This is a genomic window from Thermanaerovibrio acidaminovorans DSM 6589 (genome assembly GCF_000024905.1).
In the GTDB taxonomy this organism is placed as follows: Bacteria; Synergistota; Synergistia; order Synergistales; family Synergistaceae; genus Thermanaerovibrio; species Thermanaerovibrio acidaminovorans.
The window spans coordinates 1,164,511-1,187,759 of sequence record NC_013522.1; the positions used below are offsets into that span (position 1 = coordinate 1,164,511).

Below are 23,249 nucleotides of genomic sequence, written 5' to 3' on the forward strand. Positions count from 1 at the left end.
GGCTATGTATTATCTATCCACTCCGAAGGCCTTTTCAACCCCCGGACTTCCGGACTGGGGATAACGAGAAAAAAATAACTAACGCTTGAACCTTTAGATAACAATGCGCATCCCCGGGACTACTGCTAAAATTACCCCTGTCAGCGGCCAGCGGACCCGGGGGGAAGGACCCCCAAAAGACTAGGGAGGGTTGATAATGTACGCCATTAAGTCTAAGCGGCGCATGGCCCCCAAGGAGTACGACATATGGGTGGAGGCGCCCCTGGTAGCAAGCCACGCCAGGCCCGGCCAGTTCGTGGTGGTTAGGCCCCACGAGGCCGGGGAGAGGATCCCCCTCACCATAGCGGACTTCGACTCGGACAAGGGACTGATCCGCCTCATCTTCCAGGTGGTGGGGAAGACCACCGCCTTCATGGCGTCCCTGAACGAGGGGGACCACCTCATGGACGTCTCCGGCCCCCTGGGGACCCCCAGCGAGATCGAGAACCACGGGACCGTCATGATGGTGGGCGGCGGGGTCGGCATAGCGGCCCTGTTCCCCATCCTGAGGGCCCTCAAGCAGGCGGGAAACAGGACCATAACCATCCTGGGAGGAAGGACCTCGGATCTGGTGATAATGAAGGACGAGTGCGCCCAGTGGTCCGACCGGCTCATCGTCACCACCGACGACGGCTCCGAGGGGATGAAGGGGCTAGTGACCGACGCCATGAGGTTAGTGGCCCAGGAGGAGAGGGTGGACCGCTGCTGGGCCATAGGCCCCTCGATAATGATGAAGTTCTGCTCCCTCACCGCCCAGGAGCTTGGTATACCCATCTGGGTGTCCCTGAACCCCCTCATGGTGGATGGGACCGGCATGTGCGGCTGCTGCCGGGTGACGGTGGACCAGAAGATCCGGTTCGCCTGCGTGGACGGCCCGGAGTTCGACGGCACCAAGGTGAACTGGGACGAGTTCCTCAACCGGCTGCGGCAGTACAGGGACGAGGAGAGGATCTCCATGGAGAGGTACCAGCAGGAGGTGGGTGACCTATCATGGCTCTGATGAAGCCCAAGACCAAGACCCCCATAAGGGAGCAGGATCCCAAGGAGCGATGCTCCAACTTCAAAGAGGTTTGCCTGGGCTACACCCTGGAGGAGGGACAGGAGGAGGCCAAGCGGTGCCTCCAGTGCAGGAACGCCCCGTGCATCAAGGGCTGTCCGGTGGGGATAGACATCCCGGGCTTCATAAAGGCGGTGGAGGAGGGGGACATGCCCAGGGCGGCGGAGATCCTCTGCTCCTACACCAGCCTGCCGGCGGTCTGCGGCCGGGTCTGTCCCCAGGAGACCCAGTGCGAGGGGGTATGCACCCTGGGCAGGGTACCGGGCTTCGAGCCGGTGGCCATAGGCAAGCTGGAGAGGCTGGTGGCGGACTGGAAGTACCAGCACATGACGGACCCAAAGCCCCCCCAGGGCCCCCATAAGGGGCGGGTGGCGGTGGTGGGCTCCGGCCCCTCGGGGCTCACCGTGGCGGGGGAGATGGCCAAGCGGGGCTACCAGGTGGTGATCTTCGAGGCGCTCCACGAGCCCGGCGGCGTCCTGGTCTACGGCATCCCGGAGTTCCGCCTCCCCAAGAGCATAGTCAAGATGGAGATCGACGCCCTCAAGGCCATGGGTGTCCAGGTGGTCACCAACGCGGTGGTGGGCAAGAGCGTGGAGATGCGGGAGCTGATGGAGCAGTTCGACGCGATCTACATCGCCGTTGGGGCCGGAGCCCCCCACTTCCAGGGCATACCGGGCACCACACTCAACGGGGTCTACTCCGCCAGCGAGTACCTGACCAGGATAAACCTGATGCACGCCTACGAGTTCCCCGCCTACGATACCCCCACCAAGAGGTCCCAGCGGGTGGTGGTGGTTGGGGGCGGGAACGTGGCCATGGACGCCGCCCGATCCGCCCGGCGCCTGGGGGCCCAGGAGGTCCAGGTGGTCTACCGCCGGTCCCTTAAGGAGCTCCCGGCGAGGATAGAGGAATACCACCACGCGGTGGAGGAGGGAATAATCTTCAACTGGCTCACCAACCCGGTGGAGTACCTGGGGGACCAGAACGGCCAGCTGATAGGCGTCAAGTGCATAAGGATGGAGCTGGGGGAGCCGGACGCCTCGGGGCGCCGTAGGCCAGTGCCGGTGCCGGGCAGCGAGTTCGTAATCGAGGCGGACACCGCCATAGAGGCCATCGGCCAGGGGGCCAACAGGGTTCTCCTCTCCTCCTTCCCGGAGCTGAAGCTCAACAAGTGGGGATACATCGAGGCGGACCCCAAGACGGGGGCCACCTCCGTTCCAGGGGTCTACGCAGGGGGCGACATAGTGACCGGGGCCGCCACGGTTATCCTGGCCATGGGGGCCGGGAAGGACGCGGCGGAGGCCATGGACCGGTACATATCGGAGAAGAGGGGCAATGCATAGCAGGACCCAAGACTTCAAGGCCAGGGTGCTCCAACTGGCCAAGGGGAGGATGGACCCTGAGTTCGTGGCCTACGTGGAGGGGGTAACCGACAGGATGTGGGAGCACGTGGTGCACCACGAGGGCCTCTCCCCCGAGGAGGCGGAGGGGCGGCTTCGATCCTTCTTCGAGGAGGACCGGCGCTTCTTCAGGGGCTGACTCAAACCACAGAAAATGGGGTGGGGAGAAGACCCCCACCCCATTTCGCTTGCCGCCGCCACCAGGAGGCCCGGCGCTATTCCTCCTCTTCCTTCCTCTCCGCCGCCGCAGCGGCTATCACCTTCTTGGCTATCTCCGCCGGGGTCTCCTCGTAGTGGGAGAACTCCATGGTGAAGGAGCCCCTGCCGCTGGTCATGGACCGAAGTATTATGGCGTAACGGAACATCTCCGCCAGGGGGCACTGGGCCTTGACCACCTGTAGCTTGCCGTTGCTGTCTATGCCCATTATCCGGCCCCTGCGGCCGTTGAAGTCCCCCATAACGTCACCCAGGCACTCCTCCGGCACGGTGACCTCCACGTTCATTATGGGCTCCAGGAGCACCGGCGAGGCGTCCATGAAGGCCTTCTTGAAGGCCATGGAGGCGGCGATCTTGAATGCCATCTCCGAGGAGTCCACGTCGTGGTAGGAGCCGTCGTAGAGGGCGCAGACGAAGTCCACCGCCGGGTAGCCCGCCAGGACCCCCTTGGCAGCCGCCTCCCGCAGCCCCTTCTCCGCCGCGGGGATGAAGTTCTTGGGCACCACCCCGCCCACGATCCTGTCCAGGAAGACGATGCCGGATCCCCTCTCCCCGGGGGTGAGCTCGAACCAGACGTCCCCGTACTGGCCCCGGCCTCCGGTCTGCTTCTTGTACTTGCCCTGGGCCTTGGCGCTCTTCTTTATGGCCTCCCGGTAGGGCACCTTGGGGGTCCGGGTCTCCAGGTCAACCTTGTAGCGGTCCTTTATCTTGGAGAGGACTATATCGATGTGCAGGTCCCCCATGCCGGACAGCACCGAGTCCCCGGTCTCCGGGTTCTTGACGAAGCTAAGGGTCTTGTCCTCGTCGAGCATCTTGTGGATCGCGTTGCCAAGCTTGTCCTCGTCCGCCCGGCTCTTGGGGGTCACCGCCACGCTGTAGACCGGCTTCGGGAAGGTTATGGGGGGGAACTTCAGGCTCTGCCCCTTGGAGCTGAGGGTGTCCCCCACCTGAGCCTTCTCCAGCTTGGGGATGGCCACGATGTCCCCCACCACCACCTCCTTGACGTCCTCCCCTTCCTTGCCCCTCATGAGCCGGAAGGCGCTGACCCGCTCCTCCTCCCCCCGGTTCACGTTGAAGACCCCCTGATCGGCGGTGGTGCGGCCCGAGAAGACCCGGATGAAGGAGAGCTTACCCACGTAGGGATCCACCATAACCTTGAAGCAGAGGGCGTAGAAGGGGCCCGACGGGTCCGGGGCCAGCTCCTTCTCGGTGCCATCCGCCGCCAGGACCTTCCGGGGGGACATCTCCACTGGGGAGGGCATGGCGTCCACCAGCAGGTCCATGAGCTGCAACACACCCACGTTCAGGGTGCTGGATCCGGGGATGACCGGGAAGACCAGCCGCTGGCGGATCGCCTTGCGAAGCGCCGGGACCAGCTCCTCGTACTTTATCTCCTCCCCATCCAGGTACCTCATCATCAGCTCATCGTCCGCCTCCACGATCCGCTCCACCAGCGAATCCCTCAAGGACGACACCACCTCCTCCAGCTCCTGGGGCACCGGCCCCTCGCTGAAGGCCTTGCTGCCGTCCCCCTTGTAGGTGTAGGCCTTCCCGGAGAGAACGTCCACCAGCCCCTTGAAGGAGGCCTCCTGCCCTATGGGAACGAAAAGGGGAGCTACCCGGTCCGAAAAGGACTCTTTGAGCTCCCCCACAACCTTATCGTAATCCGCGTGCTCCCGGTCCATCTTGCTGACGAAGAAGGCCACCGGAATCCCCTGCTCCTCCGCCCCCTCCCAGCCACGCTGGGTCTGGACCTCTATCCCGTGGACCCCGCTCACCACGATGACTGCCGAATCTACCACCCGCAGGGCACATATCTGCTCCCCCTGGAAGTCCGAGAAACCCGGCGTGTCGAGGACGTAGACCGTGCTCCCCCTGTAGGGGATCGTGAGGAGCGATGTGCTGATGGATATCTGACGCTTGTGCTCCTCGTTGTCGAAGTCGGACACGGTGTTCTTGTCCTCCACCTTGCCCATCCGGGTTGTCAAACCTGCATCAAAGAGCATGGCCTCCGCCAGGGAGGTCTTCCCAGCTCCACCGTGGGATAAAAGCGCTACGGTCCGGATGTCCTCAGGTTTCCTTGTCCCCATCGCTTCTGCCTCCTAGAGGAACGTTTTTCCCCCCGGGCCCCACCCCGGGGGTGGAACAGCACACGTTCCCTATCTTAAGGCAACGGACGGGAAACAGTCAAACTTATCAACCTTACATACCTACTCTCCGGTGAGCCTTTCCTTTATTAACGAACCCACCTGTGCGGGGTCCGCCTGACCCTTGGCGAGCCTCATCACCTGTCCCTGGAGGAACCTCTCCTTGGCCCCCTTCTTGTCCATGCCAGACCGGATCTCCTCCACCACCGAGGCGTTCTCCTGGAGGACCCGGTCCACCAGCCGGGCCAGATCCTCTCCGGAGATACGGCCCGATATGCCGCAAAGCCGGATGGCGTCCTCCACACCACAGCGGTCGTCCAGCATCCTCTTGAGGATCAGCTTCACCGCCCCGGGGGACAGCTCCCCCTTGATGACCTTCATGTCCAGAAGGGCAAGGTCCTCGGGTAGCACGTGGATGGATCCCATCCCCTCCCGGGGATCCATGTTGGGGATCAGCTCCATCCTGACCCAGGTGGCGGCGCTCCGGGGCCTACAGCCCCGCTCAACCGCCGTCTGGAAGTACTCCGCCACGTCCCGCCTCTCCAGGAGGACCTGGAGGTCGTCCCCCCCTATGCCGTAGTCACCAGCGAACCTGGCCTCCTTGGCCCAGGGAAGCTCCGGCATGGACCGGGAGATCCGCTCCACCGTCCGCTCCGACACCTCCACCGGAGGCAGATCCGGGTCCGGAAAGTAGCGGTAGTCGTGGGCCTCCTCCTTGCCCCTGGAGCCCAAGGTGACCCCCTGGACGTCGTCCCAGTGGCGGGTCTCCTGCAGGATCCGCTCCCCCCGATCCAGCGCCTCCCCCTGCCGGAGCACCTCGTACTCCAGGGCCCTCTCCAGGGCCCTAAGGGAGTTCAGGTTCTTTATCTCCACCTTGGTGCCCAGGGGGGCCCCCTCCTCCGCCAGGGACACGTTGGCGTCCACCCGCAGGGACCCGTCCTCCATGTCCCCGTCCGACACCCCCAGGTACCTGACAAGGCGTCTCAGCCTGGTCACGTACTCCCGGGCATCCCCGGGGGAGCAGATGTCCGGCATGGACACTATCTCCATCAGGGGGACCCCGGAGCGGTTGTAGTCCACCAGCGAGTAGGAGGAGCCCCCCAGGCGGCCGTCCGAGGCGCCGTGCACCAGCTTGCCCGCGTCCTCCTCCAGGTGAAGCCTCTGGATCCGAACCCTCCGGCCGGACTCCAGGTCGATCCAACCGTTCACCCCGATGGGCAGGTCGTACTGGCTTATCTGATAGCCCTTGGGTAGGTCCGGGTAGAAGTAGTTCTTCCGGTGGAAACGGGTCCTCAGGTTCACCTGGCAGTTGAGCGCCAGGGCGGTGAGGTACGCGGACTCCACCGCCGCCCGGTTCGGCACCGGCAGCGCCCCGGGGAGCCCAAGGCACGTGGGGCACACGTTGCTGTTAGGCCTGGCGCCTATATAGTCCACCGGGCAGGAGCAGAACAGCTTGGTCTCGGTGCTCACCTGCACGTGAACCTCCAAACCTATGACCACTCGCCTCATCCTAGATCCCCTCCCTACCCTACCACCGACGGGGCCCCGAAGGCCCTCTCCAGGACCGCACCGGCCATAACCAGCCGCCGGTCCTCCCCCCACGGGGCCATCAGCTGGACCGCCAGGGGGAGCCCCGTCCTGGACCTGCCCGCGTAGACCGTAAGGGCCGGGACCCCCGCCAGGTTGGCGGGAAGGGTGAAGGCATCAGTCAGGTACATCCTCACCGGATCCTCCGCCATCTCCCCCTTGAGAAAGGGAAGACATGGGGATGGGGGACAGATCAACAGGTCCACCGACCGGAACACCTGCCGGAACTCCTCCCTTATGGCCTCCCTCACCCGCTGGGCCCTACCGTAGTACTCGTCGTAGTACCCGGAGCTCAGCGCGTAGGTGCCCATCATGATCCGCCGCTTCACCTCCGGCCCGAAGCCCTGGGAGCGGACCATCTGGTAGGTCTCCCCCAGCGTATCCCCCGTAACCGAGGGGCCGAACCGGACCCCGTCGAACCGGGCCAGGTTGGAGCTGGCCTCCGCGGGGGCTATTATGTAGTAGCTGGCCAGCCCCGCCCCCATGGAGACCGGAAGCTTCACGTCCGACACGGCGGCCCCCGCGTCCAGGCAGAACCGGGAGGCCATGAGGGACACCATGGTGAGCTCCTGATCAACCCGCCCCTCGTCAAAGCCCCGAAGGATCCCGACCCTCAGTCCCTTCAGGCTGTCGTTCCTTATCACGTCTATGAACCTGGGACCCTCAAAGGACCTGGAGGTGGCGTCCATGGGGTCCCTCTGGCCTATCACGTCCATGCACAGTGCCAGGTCCCCCATGTCCCGGGCCATGGGCCCTATCTGGTCCAGGGAGGAGGCGAACGCCACCAGGCCGTATCGGCTCACCATGCCGTAGGTGGGCTTTAGACCGTGGATGCCGCAGAACGCGGCGGGCTGTCTTATGGAGCCCCCGGTGTCGCTCCCCAGCGCCAAGGGGACGTAGCCCGCCGCAACCGCCGCGGCGCTACCCCCGGAGCTACCCCCGGGCACCCGGGCCAGGTCGTGAGGGTTGGAGGTGGGGAAGAAGGCGGAGTTCTCGGTGGAGCTACCCATTGCGAACTCGTCCATGTTGGTCTTCCCCACCACCACCGCCCCCGCCTGCCTCAGGAGGTTGACCACCGTGGCGTCGTAGGGGGATATCCAGCCCTCCAGCATCCGGGAGCCGCAGGTGGTGCGCCTCCCCTTGACGCAGATGTTGTCCTTGAGGAGCACCGGCACCCCCGCCAGGGGACCCGGGTGATGCCCCTCCTGGGAGAGCCGGTCCACCCGCTCCGCCTCCTCCAGGGCCTCATCCACATACACGTCCAGGCAGGCCCTTATGTAGCCCTCCAGGGAATCCAGCCTCTCCAAGCAGGACTCCAACACATCCACCGCCCTCAAGTCCCCGGATATGACCCCCTGGGCGATCCTCCAGGCGGGAATCTCGTAAAGATCCATGGCCCTATACCCCCTACTCCCCTATCCTGGGGACCTTGAAGAAGTGACCCTCCCTACGGGGGGCCCCCATGAGGACCAGCTCCGAATCCCTCCAGCGCCTCACCTGATCCTCCCTCAGGTGACTCGCCTCCTGATCCGTGGCCCCCAGGGGTGCCTCCACCTCCCTAAGGGCCACGAAGTGCTCCCCCATCCGGGCGAAGTGATGGACCATGGCGTCCACCTCCTCCTGGCTCAGGCTCAAATGGGCCAGGGAAGCTATCCGCCGGACCTCCGTCTCGTCAACCCTCACCGCCTACACCCCCTTGAAGATCGGTGTGCTCCCTAACCAGCTCCAGGAACCGGTCCTCGCTCCAGATCGGCACCCCCAGCGCCCGGGCCCGGGAGAGCTTGCTTCCTCCCCCCTCCCCGGCCACCAGGGCGGTGACCCCCTTGGAGACCGAATCGGACACCTTGCCCCCCAACCGGATCACCAGGTCCTGGGCCTCCTTTCGCCTCATGGATCCCAGCTCCCCAGTGAAGACGAACCTCATACCCTCCAACGGCCCCCCCGCGGTTGGCCGCTCCTCCATCCGGACCCCCGCATCCCTAAGCCTTCGAACCAGACGCACGGTGGAGTCGTTGCGGAAGAAGTCCCTTACGGACCGGGCCACCACCGGCCCCACCCCCTCCACCGACGCCAGCTCCTCCTCCGAGGCATCCATGAGCGCCTCCAGTCGGCCGAACCGGTCCGCCAGGTCCTGGGCGGTCCTCTCCCCAACGCCGGGGATCCCAAGGGCGTAGATCAGCTTCCTCAAGGGCCTGTCCCGGGCAACATCCAGGGCCCTCACCAGGTTGGAGGCGGAGCGCTCCCCCATCCTATCCAGGGAGAGCCAGTCCTCCATGGTGAGGAAGAAGAGGTCCGCCAGGTCCTTGACCATCCCCCTATCCACCAGCTGGGAGGCCACCTTCTCCCCAAGACCTCGAACGTCCATCCCGTCCCGGGAGGCGAAGTGGATGATCCGCTCCTTCATCTGGGCGGGGCAAGAGGGGTTGATGCACCTTATGGCCACCTCCCCGGGGAGACGGACCAGCCTTGATCCGCAGGAGGGACACCCCTCCGGGGGCACGAAGGGGGCCGTCCCCTCAGGCCTCAAGCCCAGGTCCACCCGGATCACCTCGGGGATTATCTCCCCCGCCTTGCGAACCCATACGGTGTCCCCCACCCGGACGTCCTTCCGGGCCAGCTCGTCGAAGTTGTGAAGGCTGGCCCGCCGCACCTCGGTGCCCGAGAGGCGAACCGGCTCCAACACCGCCGTGGGGGTCACCACCCCGGTCCTACCCACCGAAACCTCTATGGAGAGCACCCGGGTGGGGCGCTCCTCCGGGGGAAACTTGAACGCCACCGCCCACCGGGGGGACCGGTTGGTGCTGCCCAGCACCTCCCTCCCCTCCAGGGAGTCCAGCTTTATCACCACCCCATCGGTGTCCGCCGGGTACGAATGCCTCCGCCGATCCCAATCGTCCAGGTACTCCAGCACCTCCTCCGGGTCCCGACAGAGACGGAAGTCCTCCTGTACCGGGAACGACCGCCCCTTTAGCCAGAGGAGGAGCTCCTCCTGGGTCTTGAGCCCCACCTCCCGGTGGTTCACCACGTGGTAGAGGAAGCAGCTAAGGTTCCTCTGGGCGGTCACCCTAGGGTCCAGCTGCCTCAAGGACCCCGCCGCGGCGTTCCGGGGATTGGCGAAGGGGGGCAGTCCCTCCTCCTCCCTCCGTTGGTTCAGCGCCGCGAAGTCCCGCCGGGACATGTATACCTCCCCCCGGACCTCCAGCTCCCCCATGTAGTCTATCCGCTTGGGAAGGTCCCTTATGGTCATCACGTTGGAGGTCACGTCCTCCCCCACGGAGCCATCCCCCCTGGTGAGCCCCCGGATCAGGACGCCACCCCGGTAGAGGAGGCTCACCGCCAGGCCGTCCAGCTTGGGCTCGCAGACCACCGGGGCGGATCCCCCCAGGGCATCGTAGAGCCTCCGCAGGAAGTCCGACACCTCCTCACGGCTCACCGCGTTGTCCAGGCTCAGCATGGGCTCCGAGTGGGGGAGCCGCTTGAAGGCCTCCGATGGGGAGCCGGACACCCTGAGGGTCGGGGAGTCCGGCAGCCTCAGGTCCGGGAAGGACCGCTCCAGGTCCACCAGCTCCCTGAACAGGGCGTCGTACTCCTGGTCGGTTATCTCCGGGGAGTTCTCCTGGTAGTAGAGCCTGTCGTGGTGCCGTATGAGCTCCGCTAGCTCCTCCATCCTGCTGCGCGCGGCGGAGCGGTCCATCCTAATCCACCTCCTCAGGCCTTGGGCTTCATGGTGGGGAACAGGATCACGTCCCTTATGGACTTGGAGTCGGTGAGGAGCATCACCAGCCGGTCTATCCCTATCCCCATGCCTCCCGTTGGGGGCAGGCCGTACTCCAGGGCGTTTATGAAGTCCTCGTCGAACACGTGGGCCTCATCGTCCCCCGCCTCCTTCTGCCTCACCTGCTCCAGGAACCGCTCCCGCTGGTCCAGGGGGTCGTTGAGCTCGCTGAAGGCGTTGGCCAGCTCGGACCCGTTGACGAACAGCTCAAACCGGTCGGTTATGTCCGGGTTGTCCGGGTTCCTCTTGGCCAGGGGGGAGATGACTGTGGGATGCCCTATCACGAAGGTGGGCTGGATAAGCTTGTCCTCCACGTAGGCGTCGAAGAACTCCGGCAGCAGGTGATACCGGGTCTCGTACCCCTTGAGCTCCTCCACCACCTTCCGCTCCAGGGCGATCCGGCGGGCCTCCTCGTCACTTATGATCTCGAAGTCTATGCCGGTGTGCTCCCTCACAAGGTCCATCATGGTGGCCCGCCTGAAGGGGGGCTCGAAGCATATCTCCCTACCCTGGTAGGTGAAGGTCCTGGACCCCACCGCGTCGGCGCAGGCCACCAGGATCTCCTCGCACAGGTTCATCATGTCCTCGTTGTTGGCGTAGGCCCAGTAGACCTCCATGGCGGTGAACTCCGGGTTGTGCTTCAGGTCTATCCCCTCGTTCCTGAAGTTGGGACCTATCTCGTAGACCCGGTCGAACATTCCCACCACCAGCCGCTTCAGGTACAGCTCGGTGGCTATCCGGAGGTACATGGGGATGCCCAGGGCGTTATGGAAGGTCACGAAGGGCCTGGCGTTGGCCCCCCCCGCCAGGGTTGAAAGGATCGGGGTGGTGACCTCCAGGGTGCCGTGGGACTCCATGACCCGACGGACCGTCTGGATTATCCTGGTCCTCTTCCTGAAGGTCTCCCGCACCTCCGGGTTGACCATCAGGTCCAGGTACCGCTGCCGGTAACGCACCTCCTGGTCCTTGAGGCCATGCCACTTCTCCGGCAGGGGCCTCAGGGCCTTGGTGAGCAGCTTGAACTCCGTCACCTTTATGGACAGCTCCCCCCGCTGGGTCCTGAAGGCCCTTCCATTGACCCCAAGGATGTCCCCGGTGTCCACCCACTTCTTGAAGAACCCGTAGGACTCCTCCCCCAGCTGGTCCAGCTGGAAGTAGAGCTGGATCCTGCCGCTGTCCTCCTCGAGGGTGGCGAAGGAGGCCTTGCCGTGACGCCTCAAGGTCATGATCCGCCCCGCCACGGACAGGAGCTCCTCCCCCTCCTGGTCCGGGGCCAGATGATCGTACCTCTCCCGCACGTAGCCCACCGAGTGCTGACGGTCGAACTTATCTATGCTGAAGGGGTCGTACCCCTCCTCCCGAAGGCGGAAGAGCTTCTCCTTCCGCTGACGGAATATCTCCTCCTCAGGCATGCAACCCTGAACCTGACCTCGGTCGCTGGCGTCGCTCATCGAAACATTCTCCTTCCATATTGGGGTTCACCAATTAAAATACACCCCCCGCAGGGGGTTTTTAGACCGATTTTACCACCTATCCACCGGCGAACCGGGGATCTAAAGGGGCCAAGCCAGGATGAACTCCCTGAGATCACCCCAGCTCTTCAAGGACATGACCCGGTTTCTCCTCTCCGCGTCGTGGGGGTGCCCCTTCAGGGCCCCGGCGACCATCCGCTTCACCAGGATGAGGCAGGTCCTCTCCCCCTCGTGGCTGGCCAACATGTCCCCCAGCTCCAGGAGGGCACCCTTGAGGTCCGCGTCCCCCGGGGGCCTTAGACCTAGCCTCCGGGCGCAACGGAGCGCAAGGAGGGGGTCCCTCACGAAGCCCCGGGCGAGAAGCACCGCCACACACCCCCCCTCCAGGTACCTAAGCGCGTCGTCGGGGGAGAAGACGTCCCCGGAGCCCACCACCCTGCCCGGGAAGGCCCTGGACAGCCGGATGACCTGCTCCACGTCCGCCCTCCCCTCGTAGCGCTGGGGAGAGGTGCGCCCGTGGAGAAGCAAGAGGTCCAGCCCCGCCTCGAATAACCTCCCGCAGAACCGGAGCGTCTCCTCGAATCCCCCGGGAAGGACCCGGGCCTTCACCCAGACCGACACGCCAAGTCCCTTGAGGAGCGCCACCGCTCGGGCGGCCAGATCCGGGTCCTTCAGCATGGCAGCCCCGCTTCCCTTGCTGACCACCTTGGGCATGGGACAGGCCATGTTTACCTCCACCGCCCTGAACGGATACTCCCCCAGGGCTATCCGGGCCCCCTCCAGCAGGTCCTCCCCGCTGGGGCCGAAGAGCTGGGGGATCACCGGCTCCTCCCCAGGCAGAGGGATCAGGATCCGGCGGCTCTTCTCCCCCCGGTACTTCAACCCGAGGGCGCTCACCATCTCGGTGTGCACCAGGGAGACACCTATCCGACGCTGAAAGAGCCTCACCGAGGGGGTGGTTATCCCCGCCATGGGGGCCAACCACAGGGGCCCATCCACCTGCACCCCCCCTATGGCCCCGAGAGAGCCCACCATCATTGACGGTTCCTCTCGTATATGATCTTGAGCCCCTTGAGGGTGAGCCACGGGTCCACCGTGACCCGGTGCCTGGAGTGCTCCGCCAGGACGGAGGCGTGCCCGCCGGTGGCCAGCACCGGGAACTCCTCCCTCAGCTCCACGAAGACCCGGTCCACCAGGGAGTCGATCATGCCCGCGTAACCGTATATTATACCGGACCTTATGGACTCCATGGTGGACTTGCCTATGACGCTGCCAGGGGCGTCCAGGCTCACCTGGGGCAGCTTGGCGGTCCTTGAGAACAGGGTCTCCATGCTCAACACCAGCCCAGGGGCTATTGCCCCCCCCAGGTACCTCCCCTGTCGGTCCACCACGTCCAGGGTTATGGCGGTCCCCAGGTCCACTATGGCGATGGGGCTCCCGTAGAGGGCAACACCAGCCACCGCGTTCACCAGCCTGTCGGCCCCCACCTCCGCCGGATTGCCGTAGGCCACCTGGATCCCCAGGTCCAGCTGACAGCTCACCTCCAGGGGCTCCACCCCCATATACCTCCGGATGGCCTCCCGCCAGGGGCCGTCCAGGCTGGGGACCACGCTGGATATTATGGCCCCCTCCAGGTGCCCCCCCAGCCCACCGGCCCCCATGAGACCCGTCAAGGTGAGCCCCAGCTCGTCGGAGGTCCTCCGCTCGGACATGACCCTCCAGCTACCCCGGAGCTGGTCCCCCACGTAGACCCCGATCACCGTGTTGGTGTTGCCCACGTCCACCACCAGAATCAACCAGATCACCCTCCTCCTCTAAACCCCATTCAGGGGATACCCCCCCATCCATAGGAACGCCAGGGACGAGATCACCACCAGGCCCACCGCCACCCAGAGCCGTCGCCCCCGGAACCCAAGCCCCAGGAGGATCCCCAGGGCCAACACCCATAGGGACACCATCTCCAAGGCCGGATGGTAGGGGATCACCCGGGGGAAGGCCCTCCATAGCAGGTCCATGAAGCCCCCATAGGCCTCCGCCACCCACTCCAGGGGCAACACCGGCCAGTCCACCCCAAGCGCCAGCGCCAGGGCCGAGGCGGGGATCAGGAGCCCCAGGTATACGGTGAAGAACGGCATGGCCAGCAGGTTGCTCAGTAGCCCCACCAGGGGGGCGAAGCCGAACCACCGGGACACCAGGGGATAGGTGGCGAACCAGACCGCGGCGGAGATCAGGGGGTACCCGGCCCCACCGAGGCGGGCCCCGTAGCCCAGCAGCACCGCAACGCTCGACACGGATAACATGAAACCAATATTAAAGCCTAGCCAAGGGTTCACCATCAATACCCCGTAGGCCCCGGAGGCCAGGAGCCCCATCCCCCTGACGCCCCTGCCCAGGGCCACCCCAAGAAGCCCCACCTGGGCCATGGCGGCGGCCCTCACCGCGCTGGCGGAGAACCCCGCCAGCGCCACGTAGCCCCACAGTGGGATGGAGAGCCAGATGGACCTGGGACCCCGGAAGAGGGGGATCAGGCTGAAACCGAGGAGTACCAGACCCACGTGAAAACCCGACACGGCCAGCACGTGGGAGGTGCCCCACCGGCGGTGGGCCTCTGTCAGTTCCTGGTCCCTGAGCCCGAAGAGGGCGGCGGCAACGTACCCCCTGCAAAGGGGCGGCAGCTCAAGCAACACCCGCCGCTCCAGGTGGAGCCGCATCTTCAAGAGCCTGGAGAGAACCCCGGATTCCCCCTGGAGGACCGAGATACCCCCCTCGAAGGCCCCCACGGCCCCCTGGGATCTCCAGTAGACCTCCTGATCGAACCCGTCCCCCTCCGGTGGCTCCAGGGGGACCACCCGGCCCGAGAGCTCCACCCGATCCCCCTCGGAGATGGGGACCCGGCTGATCACCACCAGCCGCCCCAGGGGGGTGGAGACCAGCCCCGCCTGGCCCCTGCCCCAGGTCCTCTCGTGGACCACGATCCCTTGACATCGGACCTCCGATGGCTCTATCCGCCGCTCCACCGCCCAGTACCCCCGGAGCAGCCCCAGAAGGGAGAACGCCAGGACCCAAGGGGCCACCCATGACAATCCCCGAGGCCCCCCTTGGGCCACCAGGAGGTGTATGAGACATGCGCCCCCCCAGAGGGCCAGCACCGCCGCCAGGCAGGGCCAGAGGGGGACCTGGGTCCTGGCGGCGCTGGCCCCCAGGACCACCGATAGGGCTGGAAGCAGGGCGGGAGCCTCCGCCAGGGGGCCCACGGCCTTAGGGTGACACCTCCACCAGGGGAGCCATCTTCTCCAGCTTCTTGGGGCCGATGCCCTTAACCTTCATGAGGTCCTTCACGTCCCGGAAGGGGCCGTTGGCGGTCCTGTAGTCGATTATCGCCTGAGCGGTCTTGTCCCCCACCCCCGGCAGGGACTTTAGCTCCTCGAGCCCCGCCCGGTTAACGTTGACCTTTCCGGCCGGGGCCGGGGAGGGGACTGGACTTGAAGGGGATCTCACCCCCCCTTGGGGGGGCGGGGGCGCCGAATGGGAGCTCATCCGGCTTGAGGCGGTGGGCGGTGGGGCGGCCCCGGCGGGCTCACCCTTGAAGGGGACCCGAACGTGGTCCCCATCGCTCAAGGGGCTCGCCATGTTTATGGCCTCCAGGTCCGCCCGGACGGCGGGACCTCCGGCGGCCTCCACCGCCACGTAGACCCGGCTCCCCGGGGGCACCTTCACCACCCCCGGACGGATCACCGCCCCGGTGACGTACACCACCCACTGGTCCTCCTGGGCCACATCAGGCTTTCCCTCCTGGGCCCCCCGGGACGCCCGGGGCGGATCGGTGATCCTGGTCATGTCCCCCGCCACGTTACGCCCCTCACCGGTGTCGAACCGGCCGGAGAAGGCCCACATGAGGAGAAACGCCAGGGCGAAGCACCCCAGGGCCCCCACTGCGATCCAAAGGGACCTGCGATCCACCTTCAAGCCCGCTCCCCTCCCCTCTCAGCCTATATCAGCTCTCCCTGAAGATACCAGGCCAGGGCGGAGGTTATCCTCACCGGCACCTCCTCCCCCACCTTGGACGGCCCCTTGAAGAGGACCACCTTGTCCTGGGGGGTCCTCCCCTGCCACATCCCTTCCCCCTTGGGCGCCGGACCCTCCACCAGCACCGGGTAGACCCGGCCCACCTTGGACAGGTTTATCTCCAGGGATATGCGGGCCTGGAGCTGGTTAACCCGGTTGAGGCGCTCAGCCTTGGTGGACACGTCCAGGTGCCCCTCCATCCGCTCCGCCCTGGTGCCCGGCCTGACCGAGTAGGCGGCGGTGTGCACCAGGTCGAACCGGACCTCCTCCAGAAGAGACAGGGACTTCTCGAAGTCCTCCGGGGTCTCCCCTGGGAAGCCCACGATCAGGTCCGAGGTTATCCCCACCTCGGGCAGGTTATCCCTCAGCAGGGCCACCATGGACAGGTACTCGTCCCGGGTGTAGCCCCGGCCCATCAGCTTGAGCACCCGGTCGCTGCCGGACTGGACCGGCAGGTTTATGGAGGGGCACACCTTCTCGCAGCGGACCATCACATCCACCAGCTCCCTGGAGAAGTCCACCGGGTGGTTGGTGGCGAACCTAACCCGGGATATGCCCTCCACCCGGGCCACCATCTCCAGAAGCCCGGGGAACTGGGGTCCCCCCGGCAGGTCCTTCCCGTACCGGTTCACGTTCTGCCCCAGGAGGGTGATCTCCCGGACGCCCCTGGCAACCAGCTGGCGGACCTCCTCCACTATCCCCTCCGGGTCCCGGGACCTAAAGCGCCCCCTCACGTAGGGGACGATGCAGTAGGCGCAGAAGTGATCACACCCGTGGGCTATGGTGACGTAGCCCCTCACGGCCCCCTCCTCCACGTGGGGGGTGCAGCAGAGGTCGTCCACCTCCCGGGGATCCTCGTCCAGGAGCAGCCGAACCTCCCCGTCCGCCATGGACCTCTCGAGCGCCTCCGGAACCTTTCCAAGGTGCCTAGGCCCCGCCACCACCTTGACCCAGGGGAAGCGTCGGGCCAGCTCCCTCCCGGTCCTCTGGGCCATGCACCCCACCAGGGCCACCAGCGGCCGCTCCTTGGACCGGCTGTGGCGGCCTATCTCGCTCAACACCTTCTGCTCCGCCTTGTCCCTTATGCTGCAGGTGACGTACACCTCCACGTCCGACCCGCCAGGCTCCCCTTGGGTCCAGCCCATGCCAAGAAGGGCGGCCCGGAGCTTGTCCGCGTCGTACACGTTCATCTGGCAGCCGAAGACGTTTATATTGAAAGTACCCATGTCTACCTCCCCGTCAAGGTTGCTACACCACGGATAAGAGTCTATCATATCCGGGGCTTTCGTAAGAAAGGGGGTTGCATCCCGTTGAGGATCCCATGGATGATAGCTTTGGGGACCCTGCTGGTGGCCAGCGGGGCGTACGCTGGGGACTTCACCCTCACGGCGGAGAGGACCATCCCGGTCACGTCCAAGAGGGACCAGGGTAACCTTTGGATCCGCCGGGAGTACCGGGATACCAGAGGGACCAGGTTCCAGGTCCAGGTGATGCGGGGCAAGGTGTTCGCCTCCTGGGGCGTGAGTCCCAGGGATGGGGAGGGGTCCGACGCCCCCCTGGGCTTCGGCGCCACCTACAGGACGGTGGAGATCCCCCAGGGGCTTGCGGTGGTGGAGCGGCACCCCATGTGGGGGCTCTCGGTGGTGCTGAAGGCGGGGGAGTCGGTGATAACCGTGGAGACCCAGGACGGGGCCGAGGAGGACGCCCTCCGACTGGCGGAGGAGCTGGCGACGGAGGACAGGTGATAAGGCCGGGGGCGGCGGGTTGAACCCGCCGCCCCCGAAGTTACAAGAATAGGTTCACTCGGACTCCTCGAACATGTCCTTGCCCACGCCGCAGACCGGGCAGACCCAGTCGTCGGGGATCTCCTCAAAGGGAGTGCCCGGGGCAATTCCGGAGTCCGGGTCCCCGTTGGCCGGGTCGTAAACGTAGCCGCAGACGGTGCAGACGTACTTCTTCATGTATCATACCTCCCCGCAAGGGATTGTGTGTAGCCCATTATATCAGAGAAATGGCAGGTCAATGGACCTCCTCAGCGGATGACGAACATCTCCCGGGGCAACGGGGAGGATAGGCACTCCACCCCCTGGGAGGAGATCAAATAGTCATCCTCCACCCGTAGCCCACCCTTGCCCTCCAGGTATATGCCGGGCTCCACGGTTATCACATCCCCCGGGGCCAGCACGTCCTGGCTCCGGCTGGAGACCCGGGGGGCCTCGTGGACCTCGAGCCCCAGCCCGTGGCCCAGCCCGTGGGAGAACAGGTCCCCCATTCCAGCCTCCTGGATGACCCGCCGGGCCGCCTGGTCCACCTGAGAGGCCTGCCTCTCCCCCTCCATCAGGGCCCTGACCGCCTGGTCCTGGGCTGCCACCAGCACCTGGTAGACGTCCCTTGCCCAGGGGTCCAGGGACCCGACCGCCACGTTCCGGGTGACGTCGCATACGTAGCCCTGGTAGCGGGCCCCGAAGTCCACGGTGAACCACTCCCCCTGACAGAGGACCCTATCGGTGGGGACCCCGTGGGGCAGGGCGCTCCTTGGCCCGGAGGCCACTATGAAGGAGTGGCTCCCCCAGCCCCCCTCGGCGCCGGAGGATACTATCTTCTGCTCCAGCATGGAGGCGAACTCCCTCTCGGTCATGCCCGGGCTCGCCAGGCTCAAGGTCTCCAGGAACGCATCGGCGCAGATCCTGGCCGCCTCGGCGATCAGGTCCGCCTCCCGCCTGTCCTTGGTGCGCCTAAGCTCGGGCATGAAACGGGAGCAGTCCACCAGGGAGCCCCCCAGGTGGGAGTGGAGCTCCAGGAACGTGGAGTGGAAGATCCTGTCCGCCTCGAACCCCACCCGGCGGAGCCCCATCCGCCTTATCCTGTCCAGCAGGGCCTCGTTTAACGACCGGCCCCCCTGGTCCTCCACCTCGAAGGGGCTCTGGGACCTGGCCTGGGCCAGGTAGCGACCGTCGGTTATGAGGACTCCCCCATGGCGGCTGACCAGAAAGGCAGCGCTACTACCCCGATACCCGCTAAGGTAGTAGGCGCTCTCCCAGTTGAGCCCCTCCACCACCAGGACGAAGAATCCGTCCAACCCCTCCCGGTCCATCATGGACAGGAGCCGCCCAACCCTCTCGGCATAGACGTCGAAGACCACGGGATCAACCTCCGTTCCTGTTCCTCTTAAGAAGTCCCCAGAGCTCCTCCTTCACGCTGACCTCCCCGCTGAAGGGCTCATCCAACACCTCCCCCACCACCGACCAGGGTATCCCCGCCCGATGGAGCCTCCTCTCCGCCTCCTCCAGCCCCTTAGGGGGCAGGAAGGCCAGGAGGCTACCGGAGGAGATTAGGCATGTGGGGTCAAACCCAAGTTGAGACGCCGCCCGCCGGGTCAGGGGGTGAATTGGTAGGTCCCCCTCCAGGCGGACCTTGAGGCCCGTTAGGCTCTCCACCTCCCCCAGGCCCCCCAGGAAGCCCCCCTCGGTGGGGTCGTGCATGAAGGACGCCAGATCCCTGAGGAGGGCCGCCTCGGGGACCACCGAGGTGAGCTCCCCCCAGGACCGGACCTCCTCCAGCTCTTCCCCGGAGAGGAACCCCAGCAGATCCTCCCGGTCGTGGGCCAGGATGCTCATCCCCTCTATGCCCAGGTGCTTGGTGACCAGCACCAGGTGACCGGGCCTCACCTCCGAGGCGGACAGGACCCGCTGGGCGGAACCTATCATGGCCCCCATGAGGACCGGGCTGTCGTACCGGTCGTTGAACTCCGTGTGCCCCCCCGCCACCGCCACGCCTATGCGGCAGCACTCCCGGTGGATCTCCTCCATGATGGCCGAGGCGGCCTCCACCCCCATGGACGGGGGGATGATCATGGTCACCGCCAGGAACATGGGCTCACCACCCTTAGCGGCCACGTCGTTGGCGTTGACCCGGACCAGCAGACGTCCCGCCCCCTTCACGGCCCCCACGATGGGATCTGAGGTGAAGATCAGGTACCTGTCACCGGGCCACTTTATAACCGCCGCGTCCTCCCCGACGCAGGGGCCTATTATCAGGTCCTCCCGGCTACAGCCCCCGTAGGGGAAGACGCACCGGGAGAGGAGCTCCGGCGGGAGCTTGCCCGCCAGCGAACACGTCAAGGCCAACCTCAAACACCTCCCATGGACCATAGGCAGCCGCACCACCGCTGCCTGTAGAGCCCAAGACGCCGGCTCTCCGAAACGGACTTCTTGAACCCGTCCCCCTTGCGCCACACCCTCTCCACCCACCGGATCCCGAAGAGGGAGGACACCGCGAACCCTATGCGGTTTATCCCGGCCGGGTCCTTGTGAGGGCTTATGGTCAAGGTGGTGCACATGTGGTCGAAGCCCCCCGCCACAGCCCTTTTGGCACACTGGAGCAACTGGAGGGCGAAGCAGAGGCCGCAACGGCCCCCGCCCTCCACCTCCCCCTCAAGACGCCGGGTCCTGTCCATCCACCCCTCCGGGTCGTAGGGCTCGAACAGCACGTCCCCATCCAGGTGGCGGGCCAGGGCCTCCACCGCCCGGGCCCTCAACAGGTACTCGTCCCCAGGGTGCACGTTGGACCCGTAAAAGTAGCCGGTGACCATAAAGTCCTCCATCAGCCTGGGCCATGGCACCGTGGCATCCGGGGCGCAACATATGTGCAGAAGCAGCTTAGGCTTCGGGGGTCTCCTCAAGCTCTGCCCCATCCTCCCCCCTCCTGGAGCGCCGCTGTTCAACCCCATCGTAGAGTCCCTCCTGGGACTTGCTGGCGAAGATGAGGTAGCCCGTGTGCCCCACCATCATGTCCTCGGGACGGATCCGCCGGGGATCCGTCTTGAGGTACCGGAGCAGGATCTCCAGCACCTGGGGGTCCGCGAAGTGGTTATCCCTGAGGGCGTCCAAGGTCCTCTCGATCTGGTTGAAGGTGGGGACCAGGATGGCTATCCGGTTACCGGGGGCCAGGGCCTCCCGGGCCTTGTCGATGTAGTCCCAGGGAGTCGGCAGGTCAAGGAATACCGCGTCCACGTCCCTCTCGTCGAACCCCTCGTCCAAGGAGCGCACCTTGAACGAGATCCGGTCCGCCACCCCCCACCGCTCCGCGTTCCTCATGGCCAGCTCCGAGAACTCCTGGCGCCGGTCGTAGGTGTAGACGTGCCCCTCATCCCCCACGAAGTGGGCGAAGACGCAGGTGAGCCCCCCCGAGCCGGTGCCGCACTCCACCACCCGGGAGCCGGGGCCTATGTTGAGGTGCATCAACACGAACCCCGCCTCCTTGGGGAACACTATCTGGGTGTTCCTCTTTATCCTGCGGGTGTACTCCCCCAACGTGGGCCTCAGCAGTGCGAAGGCCTCCCCGCTGTGGCTCCGTACCACGTCACCGTAATCATGCCCCACGAAGTCATCGTGCCGTAGTTGCCCCAGCCTGGACCCCTGGACCGCCCCCTTGGACAGCTTGAGGAGGAACGAGTCCCCCTTCCGGGGGGACCATAGGAACACCAGATCCCCGTAGTTAAGCATGGTTCGCCCCCAACAGGTCAAGGAAGGAGCTCACTATCCCGTCCACCCCGAGACCCATCCTCTCGTAGACCTCATCGGAGGAGCCGGAGTCCCCGTAGCGGGTGACCCCCAAGGTCCTCAGCTTGACGGAGGAACCGGATAGCCCCAGAATCTGGGCCACCCGGGCCCCCAGACCGGTGTGGACGTTGTGGTCCTCCACGGTCAGGACCGGCCCCCGGCCTATCATGGACAGCAACTCCTCCCGCTGTATCCCCAGGGGGGAGGCGGAGCAGAGGACCTTGACGTTCAGCCCCCGCTCGGCCAGGACCTGGGCGGCCTTGATAGCCCGGCATGTCATGGGGCCCAGGGCCAGGATGACCCCGTCCTCACCATCCCGAACCAGGTCGATGGCCCCGTAGCGGAAGGCGTAGTCTCCGGCGAAGAGGGGGCTCCCGTCCTGGGCGGTTATGACCGGCAGCACGCTCCTCCCCATGGCCACGCAAACGTTGCCCCGCTGGGACAGGGCCCATCGGACCGCCCTATCGGTCTGGTTGGGGTCCGCAGGGACCACCACCTTCCAGCCAAAGGTGTTGCCCAGGAGCCCCACATAGTCCACGCACTGGTGGGTCTTGCCGTCCTCACCCACGTCGAGGCCCACGTGGGTGAGAACCAGTTTGAGTGATGACCCGTTTATGTCGTTCAGGCGCTGCTGGTTGTAGGCCTCGTCCAGGCCGAAGACCCCGAAGTCCGCCCAGAGGGACACCACCCCCGCCACGGAGGCGGCCCCAGCGGCGGTGGCGGTGGAGTGCTCCTGGATCCCCGCCTGCACGAACCCGTCGGGACAGGCCTTGGCGAAGCCGTCCAGCTTGACGGAGCCCATCAGGTCGCAGTCGAAGGCCAGTATGGGGGTCCTGCCGGGCACCCGGTAGTTCCTGGCCCCCACGTCCGCCAGGGTCTTGCCGAAGGCGGAACGGTTGTCCGACTTGGCGGAGGCGTCGTAGGTGAAGGGCTCCCCCAGATCCAGGTTGGGGGCCGGCACCTCCGGATGGTGCCCCACCGGCAAGGGACCGCTCCTCATGGCCATCATCCGATTGAACTCATCCATGGAGGACCCCAGCTCCGAGAGGGCCTGGGAGAGTCTGTCCCCCGACAGGGCCTTGCCGTGATAGTCCGGTATGCCCTCCATAAAGGAGACCCCCTTGCCCATCACGGTCTCGCAGAGGATCACCGTGGGCTCCTTGGAGGACCTGGCCTCCCTCATGGCCCGATAAAGGGAGCTGAAGTCGTGCCCCTGGGCCCTCAAGACCCTCCAGCCGTCGGCGGCCCACAGGGCCTCTATGTTGGCGGGCATGATGTCCTCTATGGACCCGCATATCTGGATGTGGTTGTAGTCCACCAGGACGGTCAGGTTGGAGAGCCCCTCCTTGGCGGCCATGCGCCGGGCCTCCGCCACCTGGCCCTTAACCTGCTCGCCGTCCCCCATCAGCACGTATACATGGGACGAGGAACCCCGGAGCCGGGCCGCCAAAGCGAAGCCCACCCCGGCGGAGAGCCCCTGCCCCAGGTTACCGGTTCCCCAGTCTATCCCGGGCACCTCCCTCTCCACGTGCCCCTGGTAGGGACTGCCCGCCCGGCGGAAGTTGGGCACCACCTGGTCCCTCTCCAGGATCCCCCAGAATATCAGGGCGCTGTAGGCCCCCGGCGAGGTGTGCCCGTGGCTTATGACCACCCTATCCCGGTCCAGATCGTCCGGGCGGTGGAGCCCCCGGGCGGCCCCGTAGGCCATCATGTACATCTCCATGCTGGACATGGAGCCCCCCGGATGCCCGCTGGCAGCACAGGACGTCATGATTATCGAGTCGATCCTGCCCCTCCGGGCACCCTCCCTCAGGACCTCCAGGTCCACAGCCCGCAGATCCTCCGCCTCCATGTCCTCCAGGTAACGCTTGAGCTCCTTCATAAGGTGTGATCTCCTTCCCTTTGTGGATCAAGGGTAATTTTAACTCAT

Annotated in this window: 21 protein-coding genes; 4 read left to right on the forward strand and 17 right to left on the reverse strand. The window is 65.7% G+C overall.

All coding sequences use genetic code 11. The annotated features are described in order from the left end of the window. Positions 1-196 precede the first annotated feature (196 nt). Genes TACI_RS05735 through TACI_RS05745 form a run of 3 tightly spaced genes read left to right on the forward strand, consistent with a single transcriptional unit; the run spans position 197 to position 2,635 of the window. The gene (locus tag TACI_RS05735; RefSeq protein WP_012869857.1) at positions 197-1,039 is read left to right on the forward strand and encodes a sulfide/dihydroorotate dehydrogenase-like FAD/NAD-binding protein; all 843 of its coding nucleotides are present in this window, start codon (positions 197-199) and stop codon (positions 1,037-1,039) included. Then, a complete protein-coding gene (gene gltA, locus TACI_RS05740; protein WP_012869858.1) occupies positions 1,030-2,439 on the forward strand; it encodes an NADPH-dependent glutamate synthase in 1,410 nt (469 codons plus the stop codon). The genes TACI_RS05735 and gltA overlap by 10 nt, the downstream gene beginning before the upstream one ends. Further along, the gene (locus TACI_RS05745; RefSeq protein ID WP_012869859.1) at positions 2,432-2,635 is read left to right on the forward strand and encodes a hypothetical protein; all 204 of its coding nucleotides are present in this window, start codon (positions 2,432-2,434) and stop codon (positions 2,633-2,635) included. Before gltA ends, TACI_RS05745 begins: the two co-directional genes overlap by 8 nt. Before the next feature lie 76 nt (positions 2,636-2,711). Here TACI_RS05745 and fusA read toward each other — a convergent pair whose 3' ends face one another. From fusA to miaB, 11 genes are all read right to left on the reverse strand, one after another. Then, a complete protein-coding gene (gene fusA / locus TACI_RS05750) occupies positions 2,712-4,802 on the reverse strand; it encodes an elongation factor G (RefSeq protein WP_012869860.1) in 2,091 nt (696 codons plus the stop codon). A 120-nt stretch (positions 4,803-4,922) separates the two neighbouring features. Beyond that, the gene (gene gatB, locus TACI_RS05755) at positions 4,923-6,368 is read right to left on the reverse strand and encodes an Asp-tRNA(Asn)/Glu-tRNA(Gln) amidotransferase subunit GatB (RefSeq protein WP_012869861.1); all 1,446 of its coding nucleotides are present in this window, start codon (positions 6,366-6,368) and stop codon (positions 4,923-4,925) included. Positions 6,369-6,382: 14 nt separating this feature from the next. Next, positions 6,383-7,840, reverse strand: a complete 1,458-nt coding sequence (gene gatA / locus TACI_RS05760; protein WP_012869862.1) for an Asp-tRNA(Asn)/Glu-tRNA(Gln) amidotransferase subunit GatA — start codon at positions 7,838-7,840, stop codon at positions 6,383-6,385. 13 nt (positions 7,841-7,853) lie between these two features. After that, positions 7,854-8,129, reverse strand: a complete 276-nt coding sequence (gene gatC / locus TACI_RS05765) for an Asp-tRNA(Asn)/Glu-tRNA(Gln) amidotransferase subunit GatC (protein WP_012869863.1) — start codon at positions 8,127-8,129, stop codon at positions 7,854-7,856. After that, positions 8,119-10,140, reverse strand: a complete 2,022-nt coding sequence (gene ligA / locus TACI_RS05770) for an NAD-dependent DNA ligase LigA (protein WP_012869864.1) — start codon at positions 10,138-10,140, stop codon at positions 8,119-8,121. The genes gatC and ligA overlap by 11 nt, the downstream gene beginning before the upstream one ends. 14 nt (positions 10,141-10,154) lie before the next feature. Next, positions 10,155-11,672 (reverse strand): lysine--tRNA ligase, encoded by a 1,518-nt coding sequence (gene lysS, locus TACI_RS05775; protein ID WP_012869865.1) that lies wholly within the window; start codon positions 11,670-11,672, stop codon positions 10,155-10,157. A gap of 102 nt (positions 11,673-11,774) precedes the next feature. After that, on the reverse strand, positions 11,775-12,731 hold the full coding sequence (locus tag TACI_RS05780) for a tRNA dihydrouridine synthase (RefSeq protein ID WP_012869866.1): 957 nt from the start codon (positions 12,729-12,731) through the stop codon (positions 11,775-11,777). Next, positions 12,728-13,489, reverse strand: a complete 762-nt coding sequence (locus tag TACI_RS05785; RefSeq protein ID WP_012869867.1) for a type III pantothenate kinase — start codon at positions 13,487-13,489, stop codon at positions 12,728-12,730. The genes TACI_RS05780 and TACI_RS05785 overlap by 4 nt, the downstream gene beginning before the upstream one ends. Positions 13,490-13,507: 18 nt before the next feature. Beyond that, on the reverse strand, positions 13,508-14,947 hold the full coding sequence (locus TACI_RS09420) for a ComEC/Rec2 family competence protein (protein ID WP_012869868.1): 1,440 nt from the start codon (positions 14,945-14,947) through the stop codon (positions 13,508-13,510). Between the two features lie 4 nt (positions 14,948-14,951). Next, positions 14,952-15,653: a helix-hairpin-helix domain-containing protein gene (locus tag TACI_RS09425; RefSeq protein ID WP_278007117.1), complete on the reverse strand. Its 702-nt coding sequence runs from the start codon at positions 15,651-15,653 to the stop codon at positions 14,952-14,954. 29 nt (positions 15,654-15,682) lie between these two features. Further along, positions 15,683-16,984 (reverse strand): tRNA (N6-isopentenyl adenosine(37)-C2)-methylthiotransferase MiaB, encoded by a 1,302-nt coding sequence (miaB, locus tag TACI_RS05800; RefSeq protein ID WP_012869870.1) that lies wholly within the window; start codon positions 16,982-16,984, stop codon positions 15,683-15,685. A gap of 84 nt (positions 16,985-17,068) precedes the next feature. Between miaB and TACI_RS05805 the strand changes: the two genes are divergently transcribed. Next, a complete protein-coding gene (locus tag TACI_RS05805) occupies positions 17,069-17,503 on the forward strand; it encodes a hypothetical protein (protein ID WP_012869871.1) in 435 nt (144 codons plus the stop codon). Positions 17,504-17,557: 54 nt separating this feature from the next. Here the strand turns inward: TACI_RS05805 and rd are convergent, their stop codons facing one another. The 6 genes from rd to TACI_RS05835 all read right to left on the reverse strand — a co-directional run bounded on the left by rd (position 17,558) and on the right by TACI_RS05835 (position 23,201). Further along, a complete protein-coding gene (gene rd, locus TACI_RS05810; protein WP_012869872.1) occupies positions 17,558-17,719 on the reverse strand; it encodes a rubredoxin in 162 nt (53 codons plus the stop codon). Between the two features lie 71 nt (positions 17,720-17,790). Continuing rightward, positions 17,791-18,900, reverse strand: a complete 1,110-nt coding sequence (locus TACI_RS05815; protein ID WP_012869873.1) for a M24 family metallopeptidase — start codon at positions 18,898-18,900, stop codon at positions 17,791-17,793. A 4-nt stretch (positions 18,901-18,904) separates the two neighbouring features. Continuing rightward, positions 18,905-19,885, reverse strand: a complete 981-nt coding sequence (locus TACI_RS05820; protein ID WP_012869874.1) for an AIR synthase related protein — start codon at positions 19,883-19,885, stop codon at positions 18,905-18,907. Between the two features lie 2 nt (positions 19,886-19,887). Further along, positions 19,888-20,451 carry an epoxyqueuosine reductase QueH gene (locus tag TACI_RS05825; protein ID WP_012869875.1) on the reverse strand — a complete coding sequence of 188 codons (564 nt, stop codon included), beginning with the start codon at positions 20,449-20,451 and terminating at the stop codon, positions 19,888-19,890. Further along, on the reverse strand, positions 20,417-21,262 hold the full coding sequence (locus TACI_RS05830; protein ID WP_012869876.1) for a tRNA (adenine-N1)-methyltransferase: 846 nt from the start codon (positions 21,260-21,262) through the stop codon (positions 20,417-20,419). The genes TACI_RS05825 and TACI_RS05830 overlap by 35 nt, the downstream gene beginning before the upstream one ends. Continuing rightward, a complete protein-coding gene (locus TACI_RS05835; RefSeq protein ID WP_012869877.1) occupies positions 21,255-23,201 on the reverse strand; it encodes a transketolase in 1,947 nt (648 codons plus the stop codon). Before TACI_RS05835 ends, TACI_RS05830 begins: the two co-directional genes overlap by 8 nt. Positions 23,202-23,249: the final 48 nt, after the last annotated feature.